Origin of the sequence: Neisseria sp., from assembly GCF_030523955.1 — a bacterium.
GTDB lineage: Bacteria > Pseudomonadota > Gammaproteobacteria > Burkholderiales > Neisseriaceae > Neisseria.
On the sequence record NZ_JAUNHL010000022.1, the window covers coordinates 22,767 to 42,247 of the forward strand.

Genomic DNA, 19,481 nt, shown 5'->3' on the forward strand with positions numbered 1-19,481 from the left:
CTTTTAAAAAGGTTTTTCAGCCATAATAATCCGAGCATTATTTTGGCGAACAGTGATGAGGAAAGGACACAAAATGGGCAGTCAGACGGCGGTTCCGGCTATGTTGATGCGCGGCGGCAGTTCGAAAGGCCTGTTTTTTGCGGCGGCGGATTTGCCCTCGGAGACGGCTGTGCGTGATGCGGTGCTGTTGGCGGCGATGGGTTCTCCAGATCCGCGACAGATCGACGGCGTAGGCGGTGCCCATCCGCTGACCAGCAAAGTCGGCATCGTATCGCCGGGGCGCGAGCCGGGTGTGGACTTGGAATTTTTGTTTGCCCAACTGCAACCTGCCAAGGATACGGTGGATACCCAGCCCAATTGCGGTAATATGCTGGCGGCGGTGGTGCCCTTTGCGCTGGAAACCGGTATGGCCAAGGCACAGGGTGAAGAGACGACCTTGCGTGTATTGACTTTGAATACCGGTATGCTGAGCGATATTACGGTATGCACGCCGGGCGGGCAGATTGCGTATGAGGGCGATGCCCGCATCGACGGCGTACCCGGTACCGCAGCGCCGGTACGCATCCGTTTTCTGGATACCGAAGGCTCGGTGGCGGGCAGTCTGCTGCCGACCGGGCAGGCGAAAGATGTATTCGATATCGAGGGTTTCGGTAAGTTAGAAGCCACCTGTATCGATAACGGCATGCCGATGGTGCTGGTGCGTGCGCAAGATGTCGGCCGCAGCGCTTACGAAACGGTGGCCGATATGAATGCAGATAATGAGCTGAAGGCGCTGTTGGAGAAACTGCGTTTGCAGGCGGCTTTGGCAATGGGCTTGGGCGATGTTTCGCAGAAAAACTATCCGAAGATGTGTTTGCTCAACCGGCCTTTACACGGCGGTGCGGTGCATACCCGCTGTTTTATCCCCCACGTTTGTCATGATGCTATCGGCGTATTGGCGGCGGTAACGGTAGCGACGGCTTGCGTGATGGACAATAGCGTGGCGGCCGGTTTGGCCGAAACGCCGCCGTCCGGCAGTTGGTCGGTCGAGCATCCCAGCGGCGAATTCAGCGTAGCGCTCGAAGTTGATGCGGCAGGCAAAGTGGCGGGAGCGGCTTTAATCCGCACGGCACGCAATCTGATGCGCGGCGAGGTGTTGATACCAGCTTCGGTTTGGTGCAAATAGTTTTCAGACAGGCATTCTTAAAAAGATTAAAACAAACAAAACAGGCAAAGGAGAAATAGATTATGTTGATTAACGGCCAAACCCAAGTGATTGCACACATCGGCTTTCCCACACACACCTTCAAATCGCCGATGATTTACAACCCGTATTTCGAGGCGGCCGGCGTTAATGCGCTGGTGGTACCGTTTTCTTCGCAGGCGCCGGTTTATCCGGATTTTCTGCGCTCGGTTTTTACCTGCGAGAATGTGATCGGCGCGCTGGTGACCATGCCGCATAAGGTAACTACCATCGGCTTGGTCGACAGATTAACGCCGACGGCATTGGTGGCCGGTTCCTGCAATGCGGTGCGCCGCGGCACGGACGGCAAGCTGGAGGGCGATATGTTCGACGGCGAGGGCTTTGTGCGCGGCGTACGCCGCAAGGGCTTTGCGCCGGAGGGAAAAAGTGCGCTGGTGGTCGGCAGCGGCGGCGTCGGTTCGGCGATTGCCGCATCGTTGGCGGCGGCCGGTGTGGCGCGTTTGGCGCTGTTTGACCTCAACAACGCCTCTGCCGATGCGCTGGCCGGGCGTTTGCGCGAACATTATCCGGCTTTGACGGTCGAAACCGGCAGCAACGATCCGGCCGGTTTCGATTTGGTGGTCAATGCCACGCCGATGGGCATGAATGCGAACGATCCGATGCCGATGGATGTTGAGCGCATTGCGCCGGAAACTTTTGTCGGCGAAGTGGTGTTGCAAAGCGAAACCACTGCGTTTCTGGCGGCGGCCAAGGCGCGTGGCTGCAAGGTGCAGGTCGGTACCGATATGCTGTTCGAGCAGATTCCGGTGTATCTGGAATACTTCGGCCTGCCGAGTACCACGGCGGAACATTTGCGCGAAGTGGCGCAGATCCGTTATTGATGGATATGCTTTCAGACAGGCATTTTGATGCCTGTCTGAAAAAAAACATACGGCTGGCTTGGGTATGCAAAATCCATGCCGGCGTGCTGAATAACAGTAAAAAATGTGATGAAAGAGGAGAAACTGATGTCACAATCCAATGAAATCAATGTCCGCGAGCTGCTCGACAGCCGCGAGATCAGCCTTTATCAGAAGCTGGTGATTTTTCTTTGCTTCCTGATTGTGGTGATGGACGGCTTCGACGTGGTGATTATGGGCTTTGTCGGCCCCGCTTTGAAGGAAGCCTGGAGCCTGAGCAACAATGATTTGGCGCCGGTGTTGAGCGCCGCCTTGTTCGGTTTGACTTTCGGCGCGTTGACCGCGGGCCCGCTGGGCGACCGTTTCGGTCGCCGCAAGGTGTTGATTGTCAGCGTATTCGTATTCGGTTTGTTTACGCTCTTGGTGGCGTTTACCGAGAGCATAACCGCTTTGATTGTCTACCGCTTTATCGCCGGTTTTGCGATGGGCGGCATTATGCCCATGGTGGCGACCTTGGCTAAGGAATATTCGCCGGCACGCCGCAGCGCGCTGATGGTCACCATCGTATTCGCAGGCTTTACCGTGGGCGCGGCCGGCGGCGGTTTCTTGGCGGCTTGGATGATTCCGCAATGGGGTTGGGAGAGTGTGTTTGTCTTCGGCGGTGTGCTGCCGATTCTGCTGAGCCTGTTCATGATTTTCCGACTGCCCGAATCGCTGACTTTCATGGTGCACCACGGCCACGACCGTAAAGCCATCCGTGCCATCGTTGAACGCTGCGCGCCCGGCAGCACCACGGAAAACAGCGTGTTTACCGTACCGGCCGCCACCACCGTAAACGCCAACGAAAATGCGGTGAAAACCGTGTTGAACAGCCACTACCGTACCGGCAGCCTGTTGTTGTGGCTGATCTACTTCTGCCACTTGTTCTTGGTGTATCTGTTGGGCAGCTGGATGCCGACCATGATTAAAGAGTCGGGCATGTCGTTCCAACAAGCTTCGATTATTTCCGCCATGTTCCAATTGGGCGGCCCGCTCGGCTCAGTGATGTTGGGCTGGCTGATGGATAAACTGGAACCGCACCGCGTATTGTCCGCCTCTTATCTGCTGGGTGCGGTGGTGTTGGTGCTGATGAGCAACATCGGCGGCGAATACGTATTGCTGTGCATTACCGCCTTTATCATCGGCGCGGCCTTCAACGGCGGCGGCACCGGCATGAATGCCTTATCGAGCAACTTCTTCCCCTTGAGCGCCCGCGCCACCGGTAACAGCTGGATGCACGGTATCGGCCGCACCGGTGCCATCATCTCCGCCTTTGCCGGCGCCTGGATGTTGAACCAAGGCTGGAACTTCTCTACCGTAGCCGTTGCGCTCACCGTTCCTGCCGTCATCATCGCCGTTGCGCTGACCGTGAAGTTCTTTGTTTACCGCCACGCGCCGAAAGCGGATTAATACCGCCAAAATGCCTGTCTGAAAATCAGCGGAGGTTTGCAATTTTTAAACCGACCGCTTGTTTTCAGACAGGCATTATTATTCGCTTTTAAGATAGAATGTGTAGCGGTTACCCGGCATTTTATTTTTCAGACAGGCATTTCCCGCCGACCCTATGGGAGAACACCATGAAACACAGTATCGCCACCGTATCGCTCAGCGGTACGCTGCCAGAGAAATTACAGGCCATTGCCGCCGCCGGTTTCGACGGCGTGGAAATTTTTGAAAACGACCTCTTGTATTTCAGCGGATCGCCGGCCGATATCCGCCAAATGTGCGCCGATCTCAATCTGGAAATTATGCTGTTCCAGCCGTTTCGCGATTTTGAAGGCGGCCCGAGGGGGCGTTTGGACAGACAGCTCGACCGCGCCCGCCGCAAGTTCGAATTAATGGCCCAATTGGGAACCGACCGCCTGCTGGTGTGCAGCAACGTATCGCCCGCTACCAGCCGCGACAACAAACTGATCGCCGAAGATTTGCACCGCTTGGCCGAATGCGCCGCCGAACACGGCATGCTGGTCGGCTACGAAGCACTGGCCTGGGGCGCACACATCTATTCATACCGTCATGCCTGGCAGTTGGTGCAGGCCGTGAACCACCCGAATCTCGGCATTATCCTTGATAGCTTCCACACCCTGTCGATAGAAGACGACTTAAGCACCTTGTCGCAGATACCGCCGGAAAAAATCGTATTCGTGCAGCTGGCCGACGCGCCGAAAATGAAAATGGACGTGCTCGAATGGAGCCGGCACTACCGCAATTTCCCCGGCCAGGGCGAATTGGACGTGGCCGCGTTTGTCAAACCGCTGATTGCCAACGGCTACGACGGCCCCTTGTCTTTGGAAGTGTTCAACGACAAATTCCGCGCCGCACCCGGTACCGGCACCACCCGCGATGCGCGCACCTCGCTGTTTTACGTAGAAGAGCAGGCCGGCCGGCAGATACAGGCCGAAAAACAGCCGCGCCCGGCCGACGTATTCCATCCACCGCTGCCGCCTGAATACCGCGGCATGGAGTTTATCGAATTTGCCGTTAACGACGAACACGCCGAAAGCCTAGGCGCCGTGCTCGAACAATTCGGTTTTTGCCGTACCGGCGAGCACAAAACCAAAAACGTACACCTCTACCAGCAAGGCGACATCCGCCTGATTCTGAACGCCGAACCCGATTCGCTGGCCGATGCTTTTTTCGCGGCGCACGGCACCTCAGTATGCGCCACCGCCTACACCGTCGCCAACGCCCAACAACTGTACGACCGTGCCGTCGGCTACGGCTGCAAGATTTACGAAGGTAAAGTCGGCCCTAACGAGCGGCATATTCTGGCGGTGCGCGCGCCCAACGGCAGCTTGCAATATTTTGTCGACAGCAATATTTACGATGCCGATTTCCATCTCGCCCCGCAAAGCGGCGAAACGCTGCTCGAGCGCATCGACCATGCCGCCTTCGGCATGACGCCCGATACGGTAGAGAGCTGGACGCTGCATTTTCGCGCCATATTCGGCTTCCAAATCGAAGCAGATATGACGCTGGCCGACCCCTACGGCCTGATGAAAAGCCGTGTATTGCGCAGCGAAAACCGCTGCGTGCGCCACCCTCTAAATGTTTCCAGCGACCAAAACACCGTATTGTCGCGCTCGGTGGCCACTTATAAAGGCACCGGACTGCAACACATCGCCTTTAGTTGCGACGACATTTTCAGCACCGTACAAAAACTGCGTGCCAACGGCGCCCGCCTGCTCGATATTCCCGATAATTATTACGATGATCTGCAAGCACGTTTCGGCTTGGAAGACGAGTTTACCAACCGTTTGCGTGAACACCATTTGCTGTACGACGCCGATGGTGCCGGCGGCGAGTTTTTGCATGTTTATTCCGAGCCGGTGGAAGAGCGGTTCTTCTTCGAAGTGATCCAGCGCATCAACGGTTACGACCAATACGGCGCCGCCAACACGCCGGTGCGGCTGATGGCGCAGGATTTGTATTGGAAACGGCATCACGAAAAAGCGTAACACAGTTGCCGTGCGTTTCTTTTTTCCAGAATGCCTGTCTGAAAACGGTTTTCAGACAGGCATCGGTTTATGAAAACGATTTTTTGCGACCGGAAAACAACAATCCGCCGCCCGATTCGGAAACGACATCGTAATATTGTGTTGTCCTGTTCAATCCGTGCGGGCGCAGGCGGTATAATCGCAAAATCTTAATCCGAATTGAGACCTTTGCAAAACCCACAGATGTGGATGCAGTTCAAGGCGTAGCAGCGCAGCGAGCGCAGACATAACATAGAGTTAGGCAAGCGAGCGAGCAGTACACAACGCAGAAATGCGCCGCAGATGGGGTTTTGCAGAGGTCTCCAAATATATTGAAACAGCATTGTAGGGGAATAAAAATGCGCCGATTATTTACCGTCTTGATAATGTGTGTCGCCACCGCCGCTTGGGCGGGGCGTGCGGTGCCGCCGAATATGAGCGTGGCGGTGTTGCAGCAAGTGAATGATCCGCAGGTGGTGTTGAGCCCCGACGGTTTTTCCTGGCTGAGTTTTTTCACGCTGGGCTGGCTCAAAAGCAGCACGGCCTACCAAACCGTGGAAGGCGTGCGCATCCGCGATGAAAACAACCGCTTTATCGTGAAAAACCGACTGCCTGCCAAGGTGGGCAGGCCGGTGGCGGTGCGCATGGATGAGGATAAGCGCATTGTCGAAATCTGGGTACTTTCGCCGGAAGAGCAGGCTTATCTGCGCGCGCGGGCGAAACAGTAAACCGTATTGCCCGAAAATGCCTGTCTGAAAAAGTTTCAGACAGGCATTTTTGCGGCCTAGGGTCTGTCGACAATTAACCGGCGAAGCGGTTTTTTGAAGCAAAAACCGCGTATGCAAGGCAAAAAGCACAGCAAGGTTGAACACCTTGCGAGCATTTTAGCTTCGCAAGTCCGCTACGCTACCTAACGCTGCAGACGGGGATTTTTGACCAAAAATACCACCGTTGCGTTAATTGTCGACAGACCCTAGCGTAAAGATAAATCTATTGATTTCATTTCAAAACTTCCGCCGTTGGGCTATAATCCGCGCTTTCCCAAAAATCAGCCCCGCGATTACGGGCCACCTGAAGGACACATCCCATTATGAAAAAAGTATTTATCCGCACGTTCGGCTGCCAGATGAACGAGTATGACAGCGAAAAAATGCTGTCGGTTTTGGCCGAAGGTGAGGAGTTGGAACAAACCGATAGCGCCGAAGAGGCGGACATCATTCTCTTCAACACCTGCTCGGTGCGCGAAAAAGCGCAGGAAAAAGTGTTTTCCGATCTGGGCCGCGTCAAGCCCTTGAAAGCTAAAAATCCCAATCTGATTATCGGCGTGGGCGGTTGCGTCGCCTCGCAAGAGGGTGAAGAAATCGTCAAACGCGCCCCCTTTGTAGACGTGGTGTTCGGCCCGCAAACCCTGCACCGCCTGCCGCAATTGATTGAAGAAAAACAAGAAACCGGCAAAGCGCAAGTCGATATCTCTTTCCCGGAAATCGAAAAGTTCGACCATCTGCCGCCGGCGCGGGTGGAAGGCGGTTCGGCCTTCGTATCGATTATGGAAGGCTGTTCCAAATATTGCAGTTTCTGTGTGGTGCCCTATACCCGCGGCGAAGAATTTTCCCGCCCCTTGGGCGACGTGCTGACCGAAATCGCCAATCTGGCGCAGCAGGGCGTAAAAGAAATCAATCTGCTGGGGCAGAACGTCAACGCCTACCGCGGTCTGACCGACGACGGTGAAATCTGCGACTTCGCCACTTTGCTGCGCATCGTGCACGAAATTCCCGGCATCGAACGCATGCGGTTTACCACCAGCCACCCGCGCGAGTTTTCCGATGCGATTATCGAATGCTACCGCGATCTGCCCAAGCTGGTTTCGCACCTGCATCTGCCGATCCAAAGTGGTTCCGACCGCGTATTGAGCGCGATGAAACGCGGCTATACTGCGCTGGAATACAAATCGATTATCCGCAAGCTGCGCGCCATCCGCCCCGATTTGTGTTTGAGTTCCGACTTCATCGTCGGCTTTCCGGGCGAAACCGAGGCCGAATTCGAGCAAACGCTGAAACTGGTGAAAGACATTGCTTTCGATTTGAGCTTTGTGTTTATCTACAGCCCGCGCCCCGGTACGCCGGCGGCCAATCTGCCCGACGAAACGCCGCACGAGGAAAAAGTGCGCCGCTTGGAAGCCTTGAACGAAGTGATCGAGGCAGAAACCGCACGCATCAACCAGACCATGCTGGGCACCGTGCAGCGTTGTTTGGTGGAAGGTGTTTCGAAAAAAGACCCCGACCAATTGCAGGCGCGCACCGCCAACAACCGAGTGGTTAATTTCACCGGTCATCCGCGCCTGATTAACCAGATGGTGGAGTTGGAAATCACCGAAGCCTTTACGTTCTCATTGCGCGGCGAAATGGTAATGGTAGGGGAATAAACGCCATATAACGATGCCTGTCTGAAAATCATTTTGCGCTTTTCAGACAGGCATTTATTTTATCAATTGCTAAATTGTCAACAAATTTGAAATTGGCCGTCCGTCACGGTATAATGCCGTTTATTTTACTTATCTTAACCAATACTTCACATGACTACTCCCAACCAAGGCCTGCTCGAACGCCTGTTTAAATTGAGCGAACACGGTACCACCGTGCGCACCGAAATTCTTGCCGGTGTCACCACTTTCCTGACCATGTGCTATATCGTCATCGTCAACCCCGGCATTTTGTCGCTCACCGGCATGGATTTCGGCGCGGTGTTTGTAGCAACTTGCGTTTCGGCCGCCATCGGCTGTTTCATTATGGGCGCGTTTGCCAACTATCCGATTGCACTGGCACCGGGCATGGGCTTGAATGCTTATTTTACTTTCGCCGTGGTCAAAGGCATGGGCGTGCCGTGGCAGGTGGCGCTGGCGGCGGTATTTGTTTCGGGTATTATTTTCTTTGTTTTCAGCTTTTTGCGTATCCGGGAAATGCTGGTTAACGCTTTGCCGATGAGTCTGAAAATGGCGATTTCCGCCGGTATCGGCCTGTTTTTGGCGCTGATTGCCCTGAAGAACGCGGGTTTGGTGATCGCCAGTGATGCCACTTTGGTGAAAATGGCTGATGTGTATGTGTTGGAAAACGGAGTGAAATCGCCCAATTGGCCGGTATTGCTGGCGCTGTTGGGCTTTTTTCTGATTGTGGTTCTGGATTATTTCCGCGTGCGCGGTGCCATCATCATCAGCATCCTGCTGGTCACCGCGCTTGCCGCCGGTATGGGCTTGACCGAGTTTACCGGCGTGGTGTCGGCCATTCCCAGCGTGGCACCGACTTTTATGCAGATGGATTTCAACCAGTTGTTTAACGGCAGCATGATTGCAGTGATTTTCGTATTTTTCTTGGTCGATCTGTTTGACAGCACCGGTACGCTGGTGGGCGTGTCGCACCGCGCGGGCTTGCTGGAAAACGGCAAACTGCCGCGTCTGAAACGCGCTTTGTTTGCCGATTCCACCGCCATTGTGGCCGGTGCGACACTGGGTACTTCTTCGATTACGCCTTACGTGGAAAGCGCCTCGGGCGTGGCCGCCGGCGGCCGTACCGGCCTTACCGCGGTAACCGTTGGTGTTTTGATGCTGGTGTGTTTGTGGTTTTCGCCGCTGGCGCAGGCGGTACCGGCGTTCGCTACCGCTCCGGCCTTGCTTTATATCGGTATCCACATGATGAAAAGTACGCTGGAAATTGATTGGGAAGACATGACCGAAGCGGCTCCTGCCTTCCTCACCATTGCGTTCATGCCGTTTACTTATTCGATTGCCGACGGCATTGCGATGGGTTTTATCAGCTATGCGCTGATCAAACTGCTGTGCGGCCGCGCGAAAGAAGTACCGGTGATGGTATGGATTGTCGCGGTGGCTTGGGCGGCCAAATTCTGGTTCCTCGGTGTCTGATATTAAAAGTTTCTTAGTTTATAATTTTAATGTTTAAATTAATTTTGGGAAATTAATCTAATCCGTTGTTTGATTATTAGCAGGAAATGCCTGTCTGAACGGTTTCAGACAGGCATTTTGTTGGATTTCAGCCAATTCTCCGCACATATACGACAAAGCGATAAAAGAATCGGATGGCAGGGCAGTCAAAGCTATTAAATTGATTTACAATACCGTGAACGCTTGATTACCTGTGTTGTTATTTATATGGCTGAGTTATTTACCGAAACTTCCCCTGTTGGCGATAATGCCCTCTCGCTCGGTCGCTATGCCGAGCGAGCTTATCTTGAATATGCGATGAGCGTGGTGAAAGGCCGTGCGCTCCCCGAAGTGGGAGATGGCCAAAAGCCTGTGCAGCGCCGCATTCTCTATGCTATGCGCGATATGGGTTTGACTGCCGGCGCCAAACCGGTGAAATCCGCTCGGGTGGTCGGCGAAATCCTCGGTAAATATCATCCGCACGGCGATGCTTCCGCTTATGACGCGATGGTGCGGATGGCGCAGGATTTTACCTTGCGTTATCCTTTAATCGACGGTATCGGCAATTTCGGTTCGCGCGACGGCGACGGCGCGGCCGCCATGCGTTATACCGAAGCCCGTCTCACCCCTCTGGCCGATCTGCTGTTATCTGAAATTCATATGGGAACGGTTGATTTCGTTCCCAATTACGACGGCGCATTTGAAGAACCGGTGCAGCTGCCGGCGCGCCTGCCGATGGTGTTGCTTAACGGCGCGTCCGGTATTGCGGTGGGTATGGCCACCGAAATTCCCCCGCACAATCTCACCGAAGTCACCGAAGCGGCCATTGCGTTGCTCAAACAGCCTGCTTTGGATACCGCCGCTTTGATGGAATACATTCAAGGCCCCGACTTTGCCGGCGGCGGCCACATCATTACCGGCCGACAGGAATTGCAGTCCATTTACGAAAGCGGCCGCGGTAGTGTACGGGTGCGGGCGCGTTATGAAGTCGAAAAACTGGCACGTAACCAATGGCGCGTTATCATTACCGAATTGCCGCCCAATACCAGCGCACAGAAAATTCTGGCCGAAATCGAAGAGCAAACCAATCCCAAACCCAAAGCCGGCAAGAAACAGCTCAGCCAGGATCAGCTTAATACCCGCAAACTGATGTTGGAGCTGATTGAAAAAGTGCGCGACGAGAGCGACGGCGAATATCCGGTCCGGCTGGTTTTCGAGCCGCGCTCCAGCCGTACGGATCCGCAGGATTTTATCAATGCCCTGATGGCGCAAACCAGTTTGGAAGGCAATGTGCCGGTTAACTTAGTAATGATCGGCAACGATAGCCGCCCGGCTCAGAAAAATCTGAAAACCATTTTGCAAGAATGGCTGGATTTCCGAGTCGCCACCGTAACCCGCCGTTTGCAGCACCGTTTACAGCAAGTGGAAAAACGCATCCACATTCTCGATGGTCGCATGATTGCCTTTTTGCACATCGACGAAGTGATCCGGGTGATACGCGAAGCCGACGAACCGAAACCCGAGTTGATGCGCGCTTTCGATTTGAGCGAAATACAGGCGGAAGATATTCTCGAAATCCGTTTGCGCCAGTTGGCGCGTTTGGAAGGCTTCAAGCTGGAAAAAGAATTGGCGGAATTGAAAGAGGAATTGGCTGCACTCACTCATTTGCTGGAAAACGAAGCGGCCAAACGTAAGCTTATCATCAAAGAGATGCAAGCCGATTTGAAACAATTCGGCGATGGCCGCCGTACCTTGGTGGAGGCCGCCGAGCGCGCTACGTTGAGCCAAACCACTGCCGACGAGCCGGTAACCATTATTCTTTCGAAAAAAGGTTGGATACGCAGCCGGGCTGGCCATAATCTGGATTTGAGCCAAACGGCCTTCAAAGAGGGCGACGGCCTGCAACAGGTTTTGGAAGGGCGCAGCATCTGGCCTATCGTGGTGCTCGACAGCTTGGGGCGCAGTTATACCTTGGATGCCGCCGAAATTCCGGGCGGCCGCGGCGACGGTGTGCCGGTGGCTTCATTAATCGAACTGCAAAACGGCGCCGAAATCACAGCCATTCTTACAGGCCTGTCTGAACAGTATTATTTGCTGAGCAACAGCGGCGGTTACGGTTTTATTGTTAAGTTGGGCGATATGGTCAGCCGTATCCGCGCCGGTAAAGTCGTTATGAATCTGGAAGAGGGCGAATATGTGTTGCCGCCGGTTCCGATTTACGCGGTGTCGCTGATTAATCCCGATTGCAAAGTGGTATTGGCCAGCAGTGACAACCGCTTGTTGGCATTTACCTTGGGCGAGTTGAAAGTCATGGCGCGAGGAAGAGGCCTGCAATTGATGGGATTAAACGAAGGTGCACGCCTCAGTTATATCACGGTGGTCAGCACCCCCGAATTTATTGCCGAGAGCGTGGGCAAGCGCGGTGCCGTACACAAAGAGCGGTTGAGGATTCAGGATATAGACAGTAAACGGGGTCGAAAAGGCAAGCTGCTGGATGTCTCCGGAACGATAAAAACACTGTTTCCAGGATAATGTTTTCCCTGCCAGCCGGATAGGGCATCAGGCAACAAACCGGCTGTAGCTTTAAGCAGGAATACAGTTAACAATAAAATGAATCATGAAATTATCATGAAGCGAGGGCTGAATTATAGGGCCCTATGCGAACGGAACAAGGAAAACTGTTTATGGGCGGTAAATCCACTCGGTTATTTTCAAAAAAAGATTTGGACAATCAAATAGAACGTACGCCAAATCTGATCAATATCGCCCGGATCACCATTATTTTTTCTTTACTGGTGTTTCAGGTGGTCAGTGATTACAGCGCTACTGATAAAATTGAAAGTATTTTCAATCCGATAGAGTTTTATTCTTGGTTGTTTATTTACAGTGTCATCGCACTGCTCGGCTACCTGAGACCCAGCTGGCAACGACAAAGCTTGGCTTTGCCCAATGCGGGTGCGGTTGCCGATATTTCGATGGTGATGGTTTTGGTATATCTGGCTGGCGGGATAGGTTCAGGTTTCGGTATTTTGGTCTTGCCCTTTATCGCGACTTCCTGCCTGCTCAGTTACGGCCGCTATCCTTTACTGTATGCCAGCTACGCGGGCATGCTGGTATTGTTTTGCTTGCTGCTGCGTGACCAAGCGTTTTCGTTAAAGCTGGACGGCATCGCCGACCCTAGAACGGTACTGATGGGGCTATTGTTGATTGGCGCAGGCTATCTGGTTGCGGCACTGACCGCGTTTTCCACTAAAAATCTGAAAGCTGCTTCCGAGTCGGTAGCCAAACACAAACAGGCTTTCGACCGTGTTAGCGGCCTTAATAAGCTGGTGCTCAACCGCGTGCAGGAAGCGGTGGTGGTAATCGATAAAAACCAGCGAGTGTGGCTGTTCAACAGGCAGGCGAAAGCTTATTTTCCGGCTTTGGCAGTAGAGCGTCAGGAACCTGCTTTCAGTGAGCTGGTTCGTCGTTGGAAGCATTCGATAGACAAAGTATTCGAAACCGATATCCATCTGCATTCGCATGCCATGCATGTACGTGCGGTACCTTTAGTACAAAAAAATCAGGAAACCGAATTATTGATGTTGTTTATCCGCTCGCTGCGTGATGTGGCGGCGGAAGCAATGTCGATTAAACTGGCTTCTTTAGGCCAGCTCACCGCCAATCTCGCGCATGAAATTCGCAATCCGATGTCGGCCATCCGTCACGCCAATGATCTGTTGCAAGAGGGCGATGAAGACCCGGTATCTGCCAAATTGCATGGCATTATCGACAGCAATATTCAGCGTATCGATAAAATGCTGGAGGACGTGACCTCTTTGAATAAGAAGGATAATGTAACGCGCGAAAGCATCCATTTGATGAAGTTTTGGTTGGCTTTCAAGCAGGAGTTTACGCTTAATAATCCGGATGCAATCGGCTGCTTGCGAATGAATATGGAGGGCAAAAATTTGGCTGTATCGGCTGATCCCATGCATGTTCAGCAAATCATGTGGAATCTATGCAATAATGCTTGGCGGCACAGTAAAAAAGACGAGCATGCGATAACGGTACTGATACGGCCGAGCGGGAAAATGCATATTTCCATCGTCGTGTCGGATAACGGGCCGGGGGTGCCGCCGGATATCCGCAATCGTTTGTTCGAACCGTTTTATACAACAGAAAAAACAGGTACCGGTTTAGGCCTTTATGTCGCTCGCGAATTGGCTCATGCCAATCTTGGCCAGCTGCATTACCACCCTGAGATGAACGGTTTCGAATTGATTTTACCGAGAGAAGAAAATAATGAACAAGGCTAGTTTGCAAGACCCTGTATTGGTTGTCGACGATGAAGCCGATATCCGGGATTTGATGGAAATGACCCTAATGAAAATGGGGTTAACCGTTGAAACGGCGGTAGGGGTGGAAGATGCCAAAGCAAAGTTGGATGACAATGATTATGCATTGGTGTTAACGGATATGCGTATGCCCGACGGCTCGGGTTTGGAAGTTGTGCAATATATCAACGAATTAATGCTGGATACGCCGGTGGCGGTGATTACGGCTTTCGGAAACGCCGACCAAGCGGTGGAAGCGCTCAATGCCGGTGCATTTGATTATTTGCAAAAACCGATCACCTTGTCACAACTTCGCTCATTGGTGAAATCAGCGGTGAAAGTGACGGATGTAGCAATAGAAACTCCGAAAAAAGTCGCACCGCCACCGGAGGCAGCACCTACACAGCCGGCAGCCAAGCTCGGTCGGCCGTTTGCAAGCGGTGCGCCGCAGCGTACGGTTGGGGGTAGCCCGATGCCGGAGCGCTCGCCGGTGAGTACATCATCCGCTTCACTGTTCGGTTCTTCGCCCCGTAAGCCAAGCGGTGGTTCGATTGACCGGCCGGCTGAAGTTACTTCAGGTATGAAATCCTTGCGCCAGCGTTTGTTTGGATCTGAAGAAACGCGAGGGTTTCCTCGCGAACAAGAGGAAGAACAGCTTTCGGGCGATGCCGATATGCCGCGCTTGATGGGCAGTTCGCCGCAAATCGTCGAGGCCCGCCATTTGATCCGACGTTTGGCCAAAAGCGTGGTACCGGTATATATCTCAGGTGAATCGGGTACCGGTAAAGAGCAGGCGGCCCGCAGCATACACGAATTGTCCGACCGTGCCGATCAGCCGTTTATCGCGGTCAACTGCGGCGCGATTCCGGAAAATCTGATGGAGAGCGAATTTTTCGGTTACAAAAAAGGCAGCTTCACCGGCGCCGATTCCGACCGCATGGGTTTCTTTCAGCACGCTAACGGCGGTACGCTGTTTCTCGACGAAGTGGCGGATTTGCCGTTGTCCATGCAGGTGAAATTACTGCGTGCGATTCAGGAAAAAGCGGTACGCCGTATCGGTGACCCGCAAGAAATTAAGGTAGATGTACGGATTATTTGTGCCACCCATAAGAACCTAGCGGGTTTGGTGGATGCCGGCGTTTTCAGACAGGACTTATTCTACCGCCTGAACGTGGTATCGCTACAGATGCCGCCGTTGCGTGAAATGCGCGAGGATTTGGGCGGGTTAATTATTCGCTTGCTGAATAAATATCGGGTAGGCGACACCAGTTACCGCTTAAGCCCTAAAGCGCAGGAAGCGTTGTTGCGTTATAGCTATCCGGGCAATTTCCGTGAATTGGAAAATATCTTGGAGCGCGCGGTTGCCTTAACGGTGGGCAATATCATTCAGGCTGATGACTTGCAGATTCATGCTGCGGAAACGGTTCGCCGTGATGTTCCGCCTCCCGAGCATGAAGAAGAGGAGGCGGCTGTATTTTCCGCTTTCTCTGCCGGTGACAATCCCAACACCGCACCATTGGCAACTTTAACGGCGGCGGATGCTTCTGAGGAGGCCGCGCCTACCGAGCCGGCTTTGAATATTCGCGAAAACGGTGTCTTGCAGGCTTTTGTGCCGGGCAAGATGCAGATTCAGGATTATCTGGATGCGGTGGAACGCGACATTATCGAGCGGGCTTTGCAGGAAACCCGTTACAACCGTACCCAAGCCGCCAAATTGTTGGGTATCAGTTTCCGTTCGATGCGTTATCGCATGGAGCGGCTGGATATCAATTAATCAGGCAAACGGCCCCGGAAACGGGGCGTTTGTTTTTCGGGCAGGCAGCGGATTTCTCAGAACTTATAGCGGATTTAATTACTTCGATACAAGACAGCAAGTCGCAGACAGTACAAGTAGTACGACAAGGCGCGGCAACGCCGTAGTGAAAGTTAAGTTAATCCGCTATAGAAATGAATGGAGCGGGCATGATTCCGGTATATGTATCGCATGATGTTTCGGATGCCGTGTTGGCGGTTGCGGCGGATAGCAGGTTGGCGAAACTGAATGAACCGCCGGCTAGCGGCTTGTATCTTCAGGCTGGTGCCAATGGCATCGTACTGCGCCGTGCCGGCGAAAAAAGCGTGGTGCAGGTGGATTTTACCGGCGGCAGTGCGCATTATCGGCGTACCAAAGGCGGCGGCGAATTGATTGCCAAGGCGGTTAACCATACGGCTAAGCCGCAGGTTTGGGACGCCACCGGCGGCTTGGGGCGCGATGCCTTTGTCTTGGCCTCAAACGGTTTGCAGGTGGATGTCTTCGAGCAGCATCCGGCAGTGTTTTGCTTGCTGGCAGACGGTTTGCGCCGTGCGAGAGAGGTGGAGGAAACGGCGGAAATCGCCGCCCGTATCCGCTTGCATCAAGCAGATGCGGTTAATGCGATGGCTGCTTTGTTGGCGGTTGAAGCCGCGCCCGAAGTGGTGTATCTCGATCCGATGTATCCCGAGCGGCAGAAATCGGCCGCGGTGAAAAAGGAAATGGCTTATTTTCACGAGTTGGTGGGCGCAGCACAGGATGAAGCTGCACTGCTCAACGCCGCCCGCAAGGTGGCGCGTAAACGGGTGGTCGTCAAACGGCCGCGTTTGGGGCTTTTTCTCAACGGTGAAAAACCGGCCTACCAGTATGAAGGGAAAAGCACACGCTTTGATGTGTATTTGCCGTTTGCCGGCGTAGCGGCATAGCGTGAATGATGCCTGTCTGAAAAAATATTCAGACAGGCATTTTAAATATTATGAATGTTTCGAAGGTGGCCGGATAATATGGTTTCTCCGATACATCTTTAGAGACCTTTGCAAAACCCCCATCTGTGGCGCATTTCTGCGTTGTGTGCTGCTCGCTCGCTTGCCTATCTACTTGATATGTCTGCGCTCGCTGCGCTGCTACGCCTTGAACTGCATCCACATCTGAGGGTTTTGCAAAGGTCTCCTTTAGTGTTGCCCGTATCTGGTTTTTCGGCTATTTACGGTTTGGTGTCGAAAAATGGATTTATTGGCAATATAATCGTTTTTATTTTGATGGATTACCATTAACAGGCTTATTGCAATGGATATTCTTTCACGATTGCACCGGCTGCCGGTGGGTAAGTTTCACTATAAATTATTGTTGCTGGTCGGTTTGGGCTGGCTGTTTGATGCGATGGATACCGGCATGGTGTCGTTTGTGTTGGCGACTTTGGGAGCGGAATGGCAACTTTCGCCTAAGGAAATGGGCTGGATTGTCAGCATCGGTTTTGTCGGTATGGCGCTCGGGGCGGTGTTGAGTGGTAGTTTGGCCGACCGCATCGGTCGGAAGGGCGTATTCGCCGGTACCATGCTGCTATACAGCGTAGCAACCGGATTGTGCGCCATCTCTTGGGATTTGGCGAGTCTGCTGTTTTTCCGTTTTTGGGTAGGCTTCGGCTTGGGCGGACAGTTGCCGGTGGCGGTATCGCTGGTGAGCGAATATGCGCCGCCGAAGGTACGCGGCCGTTTTATCGTTATATTAGAAAGTTTTTGGGGCTTGGGCTGGCTGGTCGCCGCGCTGGCCTCTTATTTTTTCATCCCGCAATATGGTTGGCACAGCGCGTTTTTAATCGGGGCGCTGCCGGTGTTTTATGTGGCGGTAGTATGGAAATTGCTGCCCGAATCGATTCCTTATCTGCTGAATAAGGGTAGGGTGGAGGAGGCGCACGCTATGGTAAGCCGTTTGGAAGAGGAGGCTGGCTTGGCTGTAGTCGCTGAGGCAGTGGTCAACGAGCCCGCACAAAAGGAAAAAATCAGTTTCGCCCGCTTGTGGCAGCCGCCGTTTGCCCGCCGTACCCTGATGCTGTGGTTGATTTGGTTCGGTATTGTGTTTTCGTATTACGGTATTTTCACTTGGCTGCCGAAACTGTTGGTGGATCAGGGCTATACGGTGGTGAAAACTTTCGAATATGTATTGGTGATGATTCTGGCGCAGCTGCCGGGTTATTTTACGGCGGCGGTGTTGGTGGAAAAAATCGGCCGCAAGGCCACGTTGGCGGGGTTTCTGTTTGCTTGCGCGATTTGCGCTTATTTCTTCGGCCACAGCGATTCGGCGGCGATGATTTTGGTTTGGGGCAGCCTGATGTCGTTCTTTAATCTGGGCGCTTGGGGCGTGCTTTATACTTATACCCCCGAGCAGTATCCGGTGCGTTTCCGTGCCTACGGCTCGGGCTGGGCGGGCGCGGTTGGCCGCGTCGGGGGAATTCTGGCGCCTATGGCCGTGGCGGCGATGGTGGGCACCGACGGCGGTTTCGGGCGGATTTTCGTGATGTTTACCGTGGTGTTGGTGGCCGTGGCCGCTGTGATTGTATGGCTCGGCGAGGAAACCAAAGGACGTACGTTGGAAGACATCAGCGGTTGATGCCTGTCTGAAAACTGAGTTTGACAGAGGAAATCCCATGAATATCGGTAAATCACATTTGCAACAAGCCGTAGAGCAGCAGATTATCAGCCGGCAGCAGGCCGATGCTTTGTGGCGGTTTTGGCAGTCGCAGCAAAACGAAGTACCGCAGTTTCGCTTCAATCATGTGCTGTACTACATCGGCGGGCTGCTCGCCATCGGCGCGATGACGCTATTTATGACACTCGGCTGGGAAACTTTCGGAGGCAGCGCCATTGTGCTGCTGTGCCTGCTTTACGGTGTGGCGGGCGTGTCGTTAACCGAATATTTCCGCAAACGCAGCCTGTCGATTCCGGCGGGTATTTGCGCGGCGTTTGTGGTGGCGCTGGTACCGCTGGCGGTATACGGCGTGCAGGATGTGATGGGTTTGTGGTCGGGCGATCGGGTTTACCGCGATTACCACCGCTGGATAGACTGGCGCTGGCTTCTGATGGAATTGGCCACCTTGGCTGCCGGTGCGTTGATGTTCTGGCGCTACCGTTATCCTTTTTTGCTGATGCCGGTTGCGGTAACACTGTGGTACATGTCTATGGACGTGTCCAGTTGGTTGATATTCGGTTTGGGCGAATACGACGACTGGCTGTTGAGAAAACAGGTATCCGTATGGTTCGGTATCTTGATGATTGCATTAGCACTGTGGGTGGATTTCCGCAACCAAAGCGTACGCGATTATCCTTTCTGGCTGTATCTTTTCGGCGTGCTGACCTTCTGGGGCGGCCTGAGCATGATGGATTCCGACAGCGAATGGAGCAAGTTTCTGTATTGCCTGATTAATGTAGCCATGGTGTTTGCCGGCGTATTAATCCGCCGCCGCGTTTTCACCATCTTCGGCGCATTGGGCATGCTCGGTTATTTTTGGCATCTGGCCGATAAAATATTCAAAGACAGCTGGCTGTTTCCGATTTCGCTCACACTGGCCGGCTTGGCCGTCGTATTTATCGGCGTATGGTGGCAGCGCAACGAAGACCTGTTTACCGAAAAACTGCAAAGCAAAATGCCGGTTGCCATCCGCCGTTTTTTACAGCGGAAATTCCAATAAACACCCAACCAGCATGATGCCTGTCTGAAAACTTTCAGACAGGCATTTTCTTTGCCAAGTGTGTTTAAAACCGCTATCCTTTCCCCTTTTTGCATTCCTCGAAAACCGCTATGAACATCACCCAGATTCTCGCCGCCGAACTCTCCGCCACCGCCGCCCAAAT

General features: G+C 53.5%; 13 protein-coding genes and 1 pseudogene. 13 read left to right on the forward strand and 1 reads right to left on the reverse strand.

From position 1 onward, the window contains the following. The first annotated feature begins 55 nt into the window (after nucleotides 1-55). From Q4C79_RS06310 to Q4C79_RS06325, 4 genes are all read left to right on the forward strand, one after another. Nucleotides 56-1,165 carry a 4-oxalomesaconate tautomerase gene (locus Q4C79_RS06310; RefSeq protein WP_303090176.1) on the forward strand — a complete coding sequence of 370 codons (1,110 nt, stop codon included), beginning with the start codon at nucleotides 56-58 and terminating at the stop codon, nucleotides 1,163-1,165. A gap of 62 nt (nucleotides 1,166-1,227) precedes the next feature. Then, complete coding sequence (locus Q4C79_RS06315; RefSeq protein ID WP_303090177.1) at nucleotides 1,228-2,064, forward strand: shikimate dehydrogenase; 837 nt, start codon at nucleotides 1,228-1,230, stop codon at nucleotides 2,062-2,064. Between the two features lie 126 nt (nucleotides 2,065-2,190). Beyond that, nucleotides 2,191-3,531, forward strand: a complete 1,341-nt coding sequence (locus Q4C79_RS06320; protein WP_303090178.1) for an aromatic acid/H+ symport family MFS transporter — start codon at nucleotides 2,191-2,193, stop codon at nucleotides 3,529-3,531. A gap of 167 nt (nucleotides 3,532-3,698) precedes the next feature. Next, nucleotides 3,699-5,579 carry a bifunctional sugar phosphate isomerase/epimerase/4-hydroxyphenylpyruvate dioxygenase family protein gene (locus tag Q4C79_RS06325; RefSeq protein ID WP_303090179.1) on the forward strand — a complete coding sequence of 627 codons (1,881 nt, stop codon included), beginning with the start codon at nucleotides 3,699-3,701 and terminating at the stop codon, nucleotides 5,577-5,579. A 150-nt stretch (nucleotides 5,580-5,729) separates the two neighbouring features. Here Q4C79_RS06325 and Q4C79_RS06330 read toward each other — a convergent pair. Then, a pseudogene (locus Q4C79_RS06330) lies at nucleotides 5,730-5,924 on the reverse strand (lipoprotein signal peptidase). A gap of 32 nt (nucleotides 5,925-5,956) precedes the next feature. On the opposite strand from Q4C79_RS06330, the gene Q4C79_RS06335 reads away from it, so the two are divergent. The 9 genes from Q4C79_RS06335 (at nucleotide 5,957) to Q4C79_RS06375 (ending at nucleotide 19,318) form a co-directional block, all read left to right on the forward strand. Further along, nucleotides 5,957-6,325, forward strand: coding sequence for a hypothetical protein (locus Q4C79_RS06335; protein WP_303090180.1), 369 nt, complete (start codon nucleotides 5,957-5,959; stop codon nucleotides 6,323-6,325). Nucleotides 6,326-6,687: 362 nt separating this feature from the next. Beyond that, nucleotides 6,688-8,019 (forward strand): tRNA (N6-isopentenyl adenosine(37)-C2)-methylthiotransferase MiaB, encoded by a 1,332-nt coding sequence (miaB, locus tag Q4C79_RS06340; protein WP_303090181.1) that lies wholly within the window; start codon nucleotides 6,688-6,690, stop codon nucleotides 8,017-8,019. A gap of 150 nt (nucleotides 8,020-8,169) precedes the next feature. Then, complete coding sequence (locus Q4C79_RS06345; protein ID WP_303090182.1) at nucleotides 8,170-9,510, forward strand: NCS2 family permease; 1,341 nt, start codon at nucleotides 8,170-8,172, stop codon at nucleotides 9,508-9,510. A 246-nt stretch (nucleotides 9,511-9,756) separates the two neighbouring features. Next, nucleotides 9,757-12,060 carry a DNA topoisomerase IV subunit A gene (parC, locus tag Q4C79_RS06350; protein ID WP_303090183.1) on the forward strand — a complete coding sequence of 768 codons (2,304 nt, stop codon included), beginning with the start codon at nucleotides 9,757-9,759 and terminating at the stop codon, nucleotides 12,058-12,060. A gap of 152 nt (nucleotides 12,061-12,212) precedes the next feature. Beyond that, a complete protein-coding gene (locus tag Q4C79_RS06355) occupies nucleotides 12,213-13,826 on the forward strand; it encodes a nitrogen regulation protein NR(II) (protein WP_303090184.1) in 1,614 nt (537 codons plus the stop codon). Continuing rightward, nucleotides 13,813-15,618, forward strand: coding sequence for a sigma-54 dependent transcriptional regulator (locus tag Q4C79_RS06360; RefSeq protein ID WP_303090185.1), 1,806 nt, complete (start codon nucleotides 13,813-13,815; stop codon nucleotides 15,616-15,618). Before Q4C79_RS06355 ends, Q4C79_RS06360 begins: the two co-directional genes overlap by 14 nt. A gap of 188 nt (nucleotides 15,619-15,806) precedes the next feature. Continuing rightward, entirely contained in the window at nucleotides 15,807-16,559 is a 753-nt protein-coding gene (locus tag Q4C79_RS06365) for a class I SAM-dependent methyltransferase (RefSeq protein WP_303090186.1), read from the forward strand. A 361-nt stretch (nucleotides 16,560-16,920) separates the two neighbouring features. Then, entirely contained in the window at nucleotides 16,921-18,240 is a 1,320-nt protein-coding gene (locus Q4C79_RS06370) for an MFS transporter (protein WP_303090187.1), read from the forward strand. Nucleotides 18,241-18,277: 37 nt separating this feature from the next. Beyond that, nucleotides 18,278-19,318: a DUF2157 domain-containing protein gene (locus Q4C79_RS06375; RefSeq protein ID WP_303090188.1), complete on the forward strand. Its 1,041-nt coding sequence runs from the start codon at nucleotides 18,278-18,280 to the stop codon at nucleotides 19,316-19,318. The last annotated feature ends 163 nt before the right edge of the window (nucleotides 19,319-19,481 follow it).

Coding starts and splice junctions, on each gene's coding strand:
- Q4C79_RS06310 (WP_303090176.1), top strand. CDS start 56: ATGAGGAAAGGACACAAAATGGGCAGTCAGACGGCGGTTCCGGCTATG.
- Q4C79_RS06315 (WP_303090177.1), top strand. CDS start 1,228: ATGTTGATTAACGGCCAAACCCAAGTGATTGCACACATCGGCTTTCCC.
- Q4C79_RS06320 (WP_303090178.1), top strand. CDS start 2,191: ATGTCACAATCCAATGAAATCAATGTCCGCGAGCTGCTCGACAGCCGC.
- Q4C79_RS06325 (WP_303090179.1), top strand. CDS start 3,699: ATGAAACACAGTATCGCCACCGTATCGCTCAGCGGTACGCTGCCAGAG.
- Q4C79_RS06335 (WP_303090180.1), top strand. CDS start 5,957: ATGCGCCGATTATTTACCGTCTTGATAATGTGTGTCGCCACCGCCGCT.
- miaB (WP_303090181.1), top strand. CDS start 6,688: ATGAAAAAAGTATTTATCCGCACGTTCGGCTGCCAGATGAACGAGTAT.
- Q4C79_RS06345 (WP_303090182.1), top strand. CDS start 8,170: ATGACTACTCCCAACCAAGGCCTGCTCGAACGCCTGTTTAAATTGAGC.
- parC (WP_303090183.1), top strand. CDS start 9,757: ATGGCTGAGTTATTTACCGAAACTTCCCCTGTTGGCGATAATGCCCTC.
- Q4C79_RS06355 (WP_303090184.1), top strand. CDS start 12,213: ATGGGCGGTAAATCCACTCGGTTATTTTCAAAAAAAGATTTGGACAAT.
- Q4C79_RS06360 (WP_303090185.1), top strand. CDS start 13,813: ATGAACAAGGCTAGTTTGCAAGACCCTGTATTGGTTGTCGACGATGAA.
- Q4C79_RS06365 (WP_303090186.1), top strand. CDS start 15,807: ATGATTCCGGTATATGTATCGCATGATGTTTCGGATGCCGTGTTGGCG.
- Q4C79_RS06370 (WP_303090187.1), top strand. CDS start 16,921: ATGGATATTCTTTCACGATTGCACCGGCTGCCGGTGGGTAAGTTTCAC.
- Q4C79_RS06375 (WP_303090188.1), top strand. CDS start 18,278: ATGAATATCGGTAAATCACATTTGCAACAAGCCGTAGAGCAGCAGATT.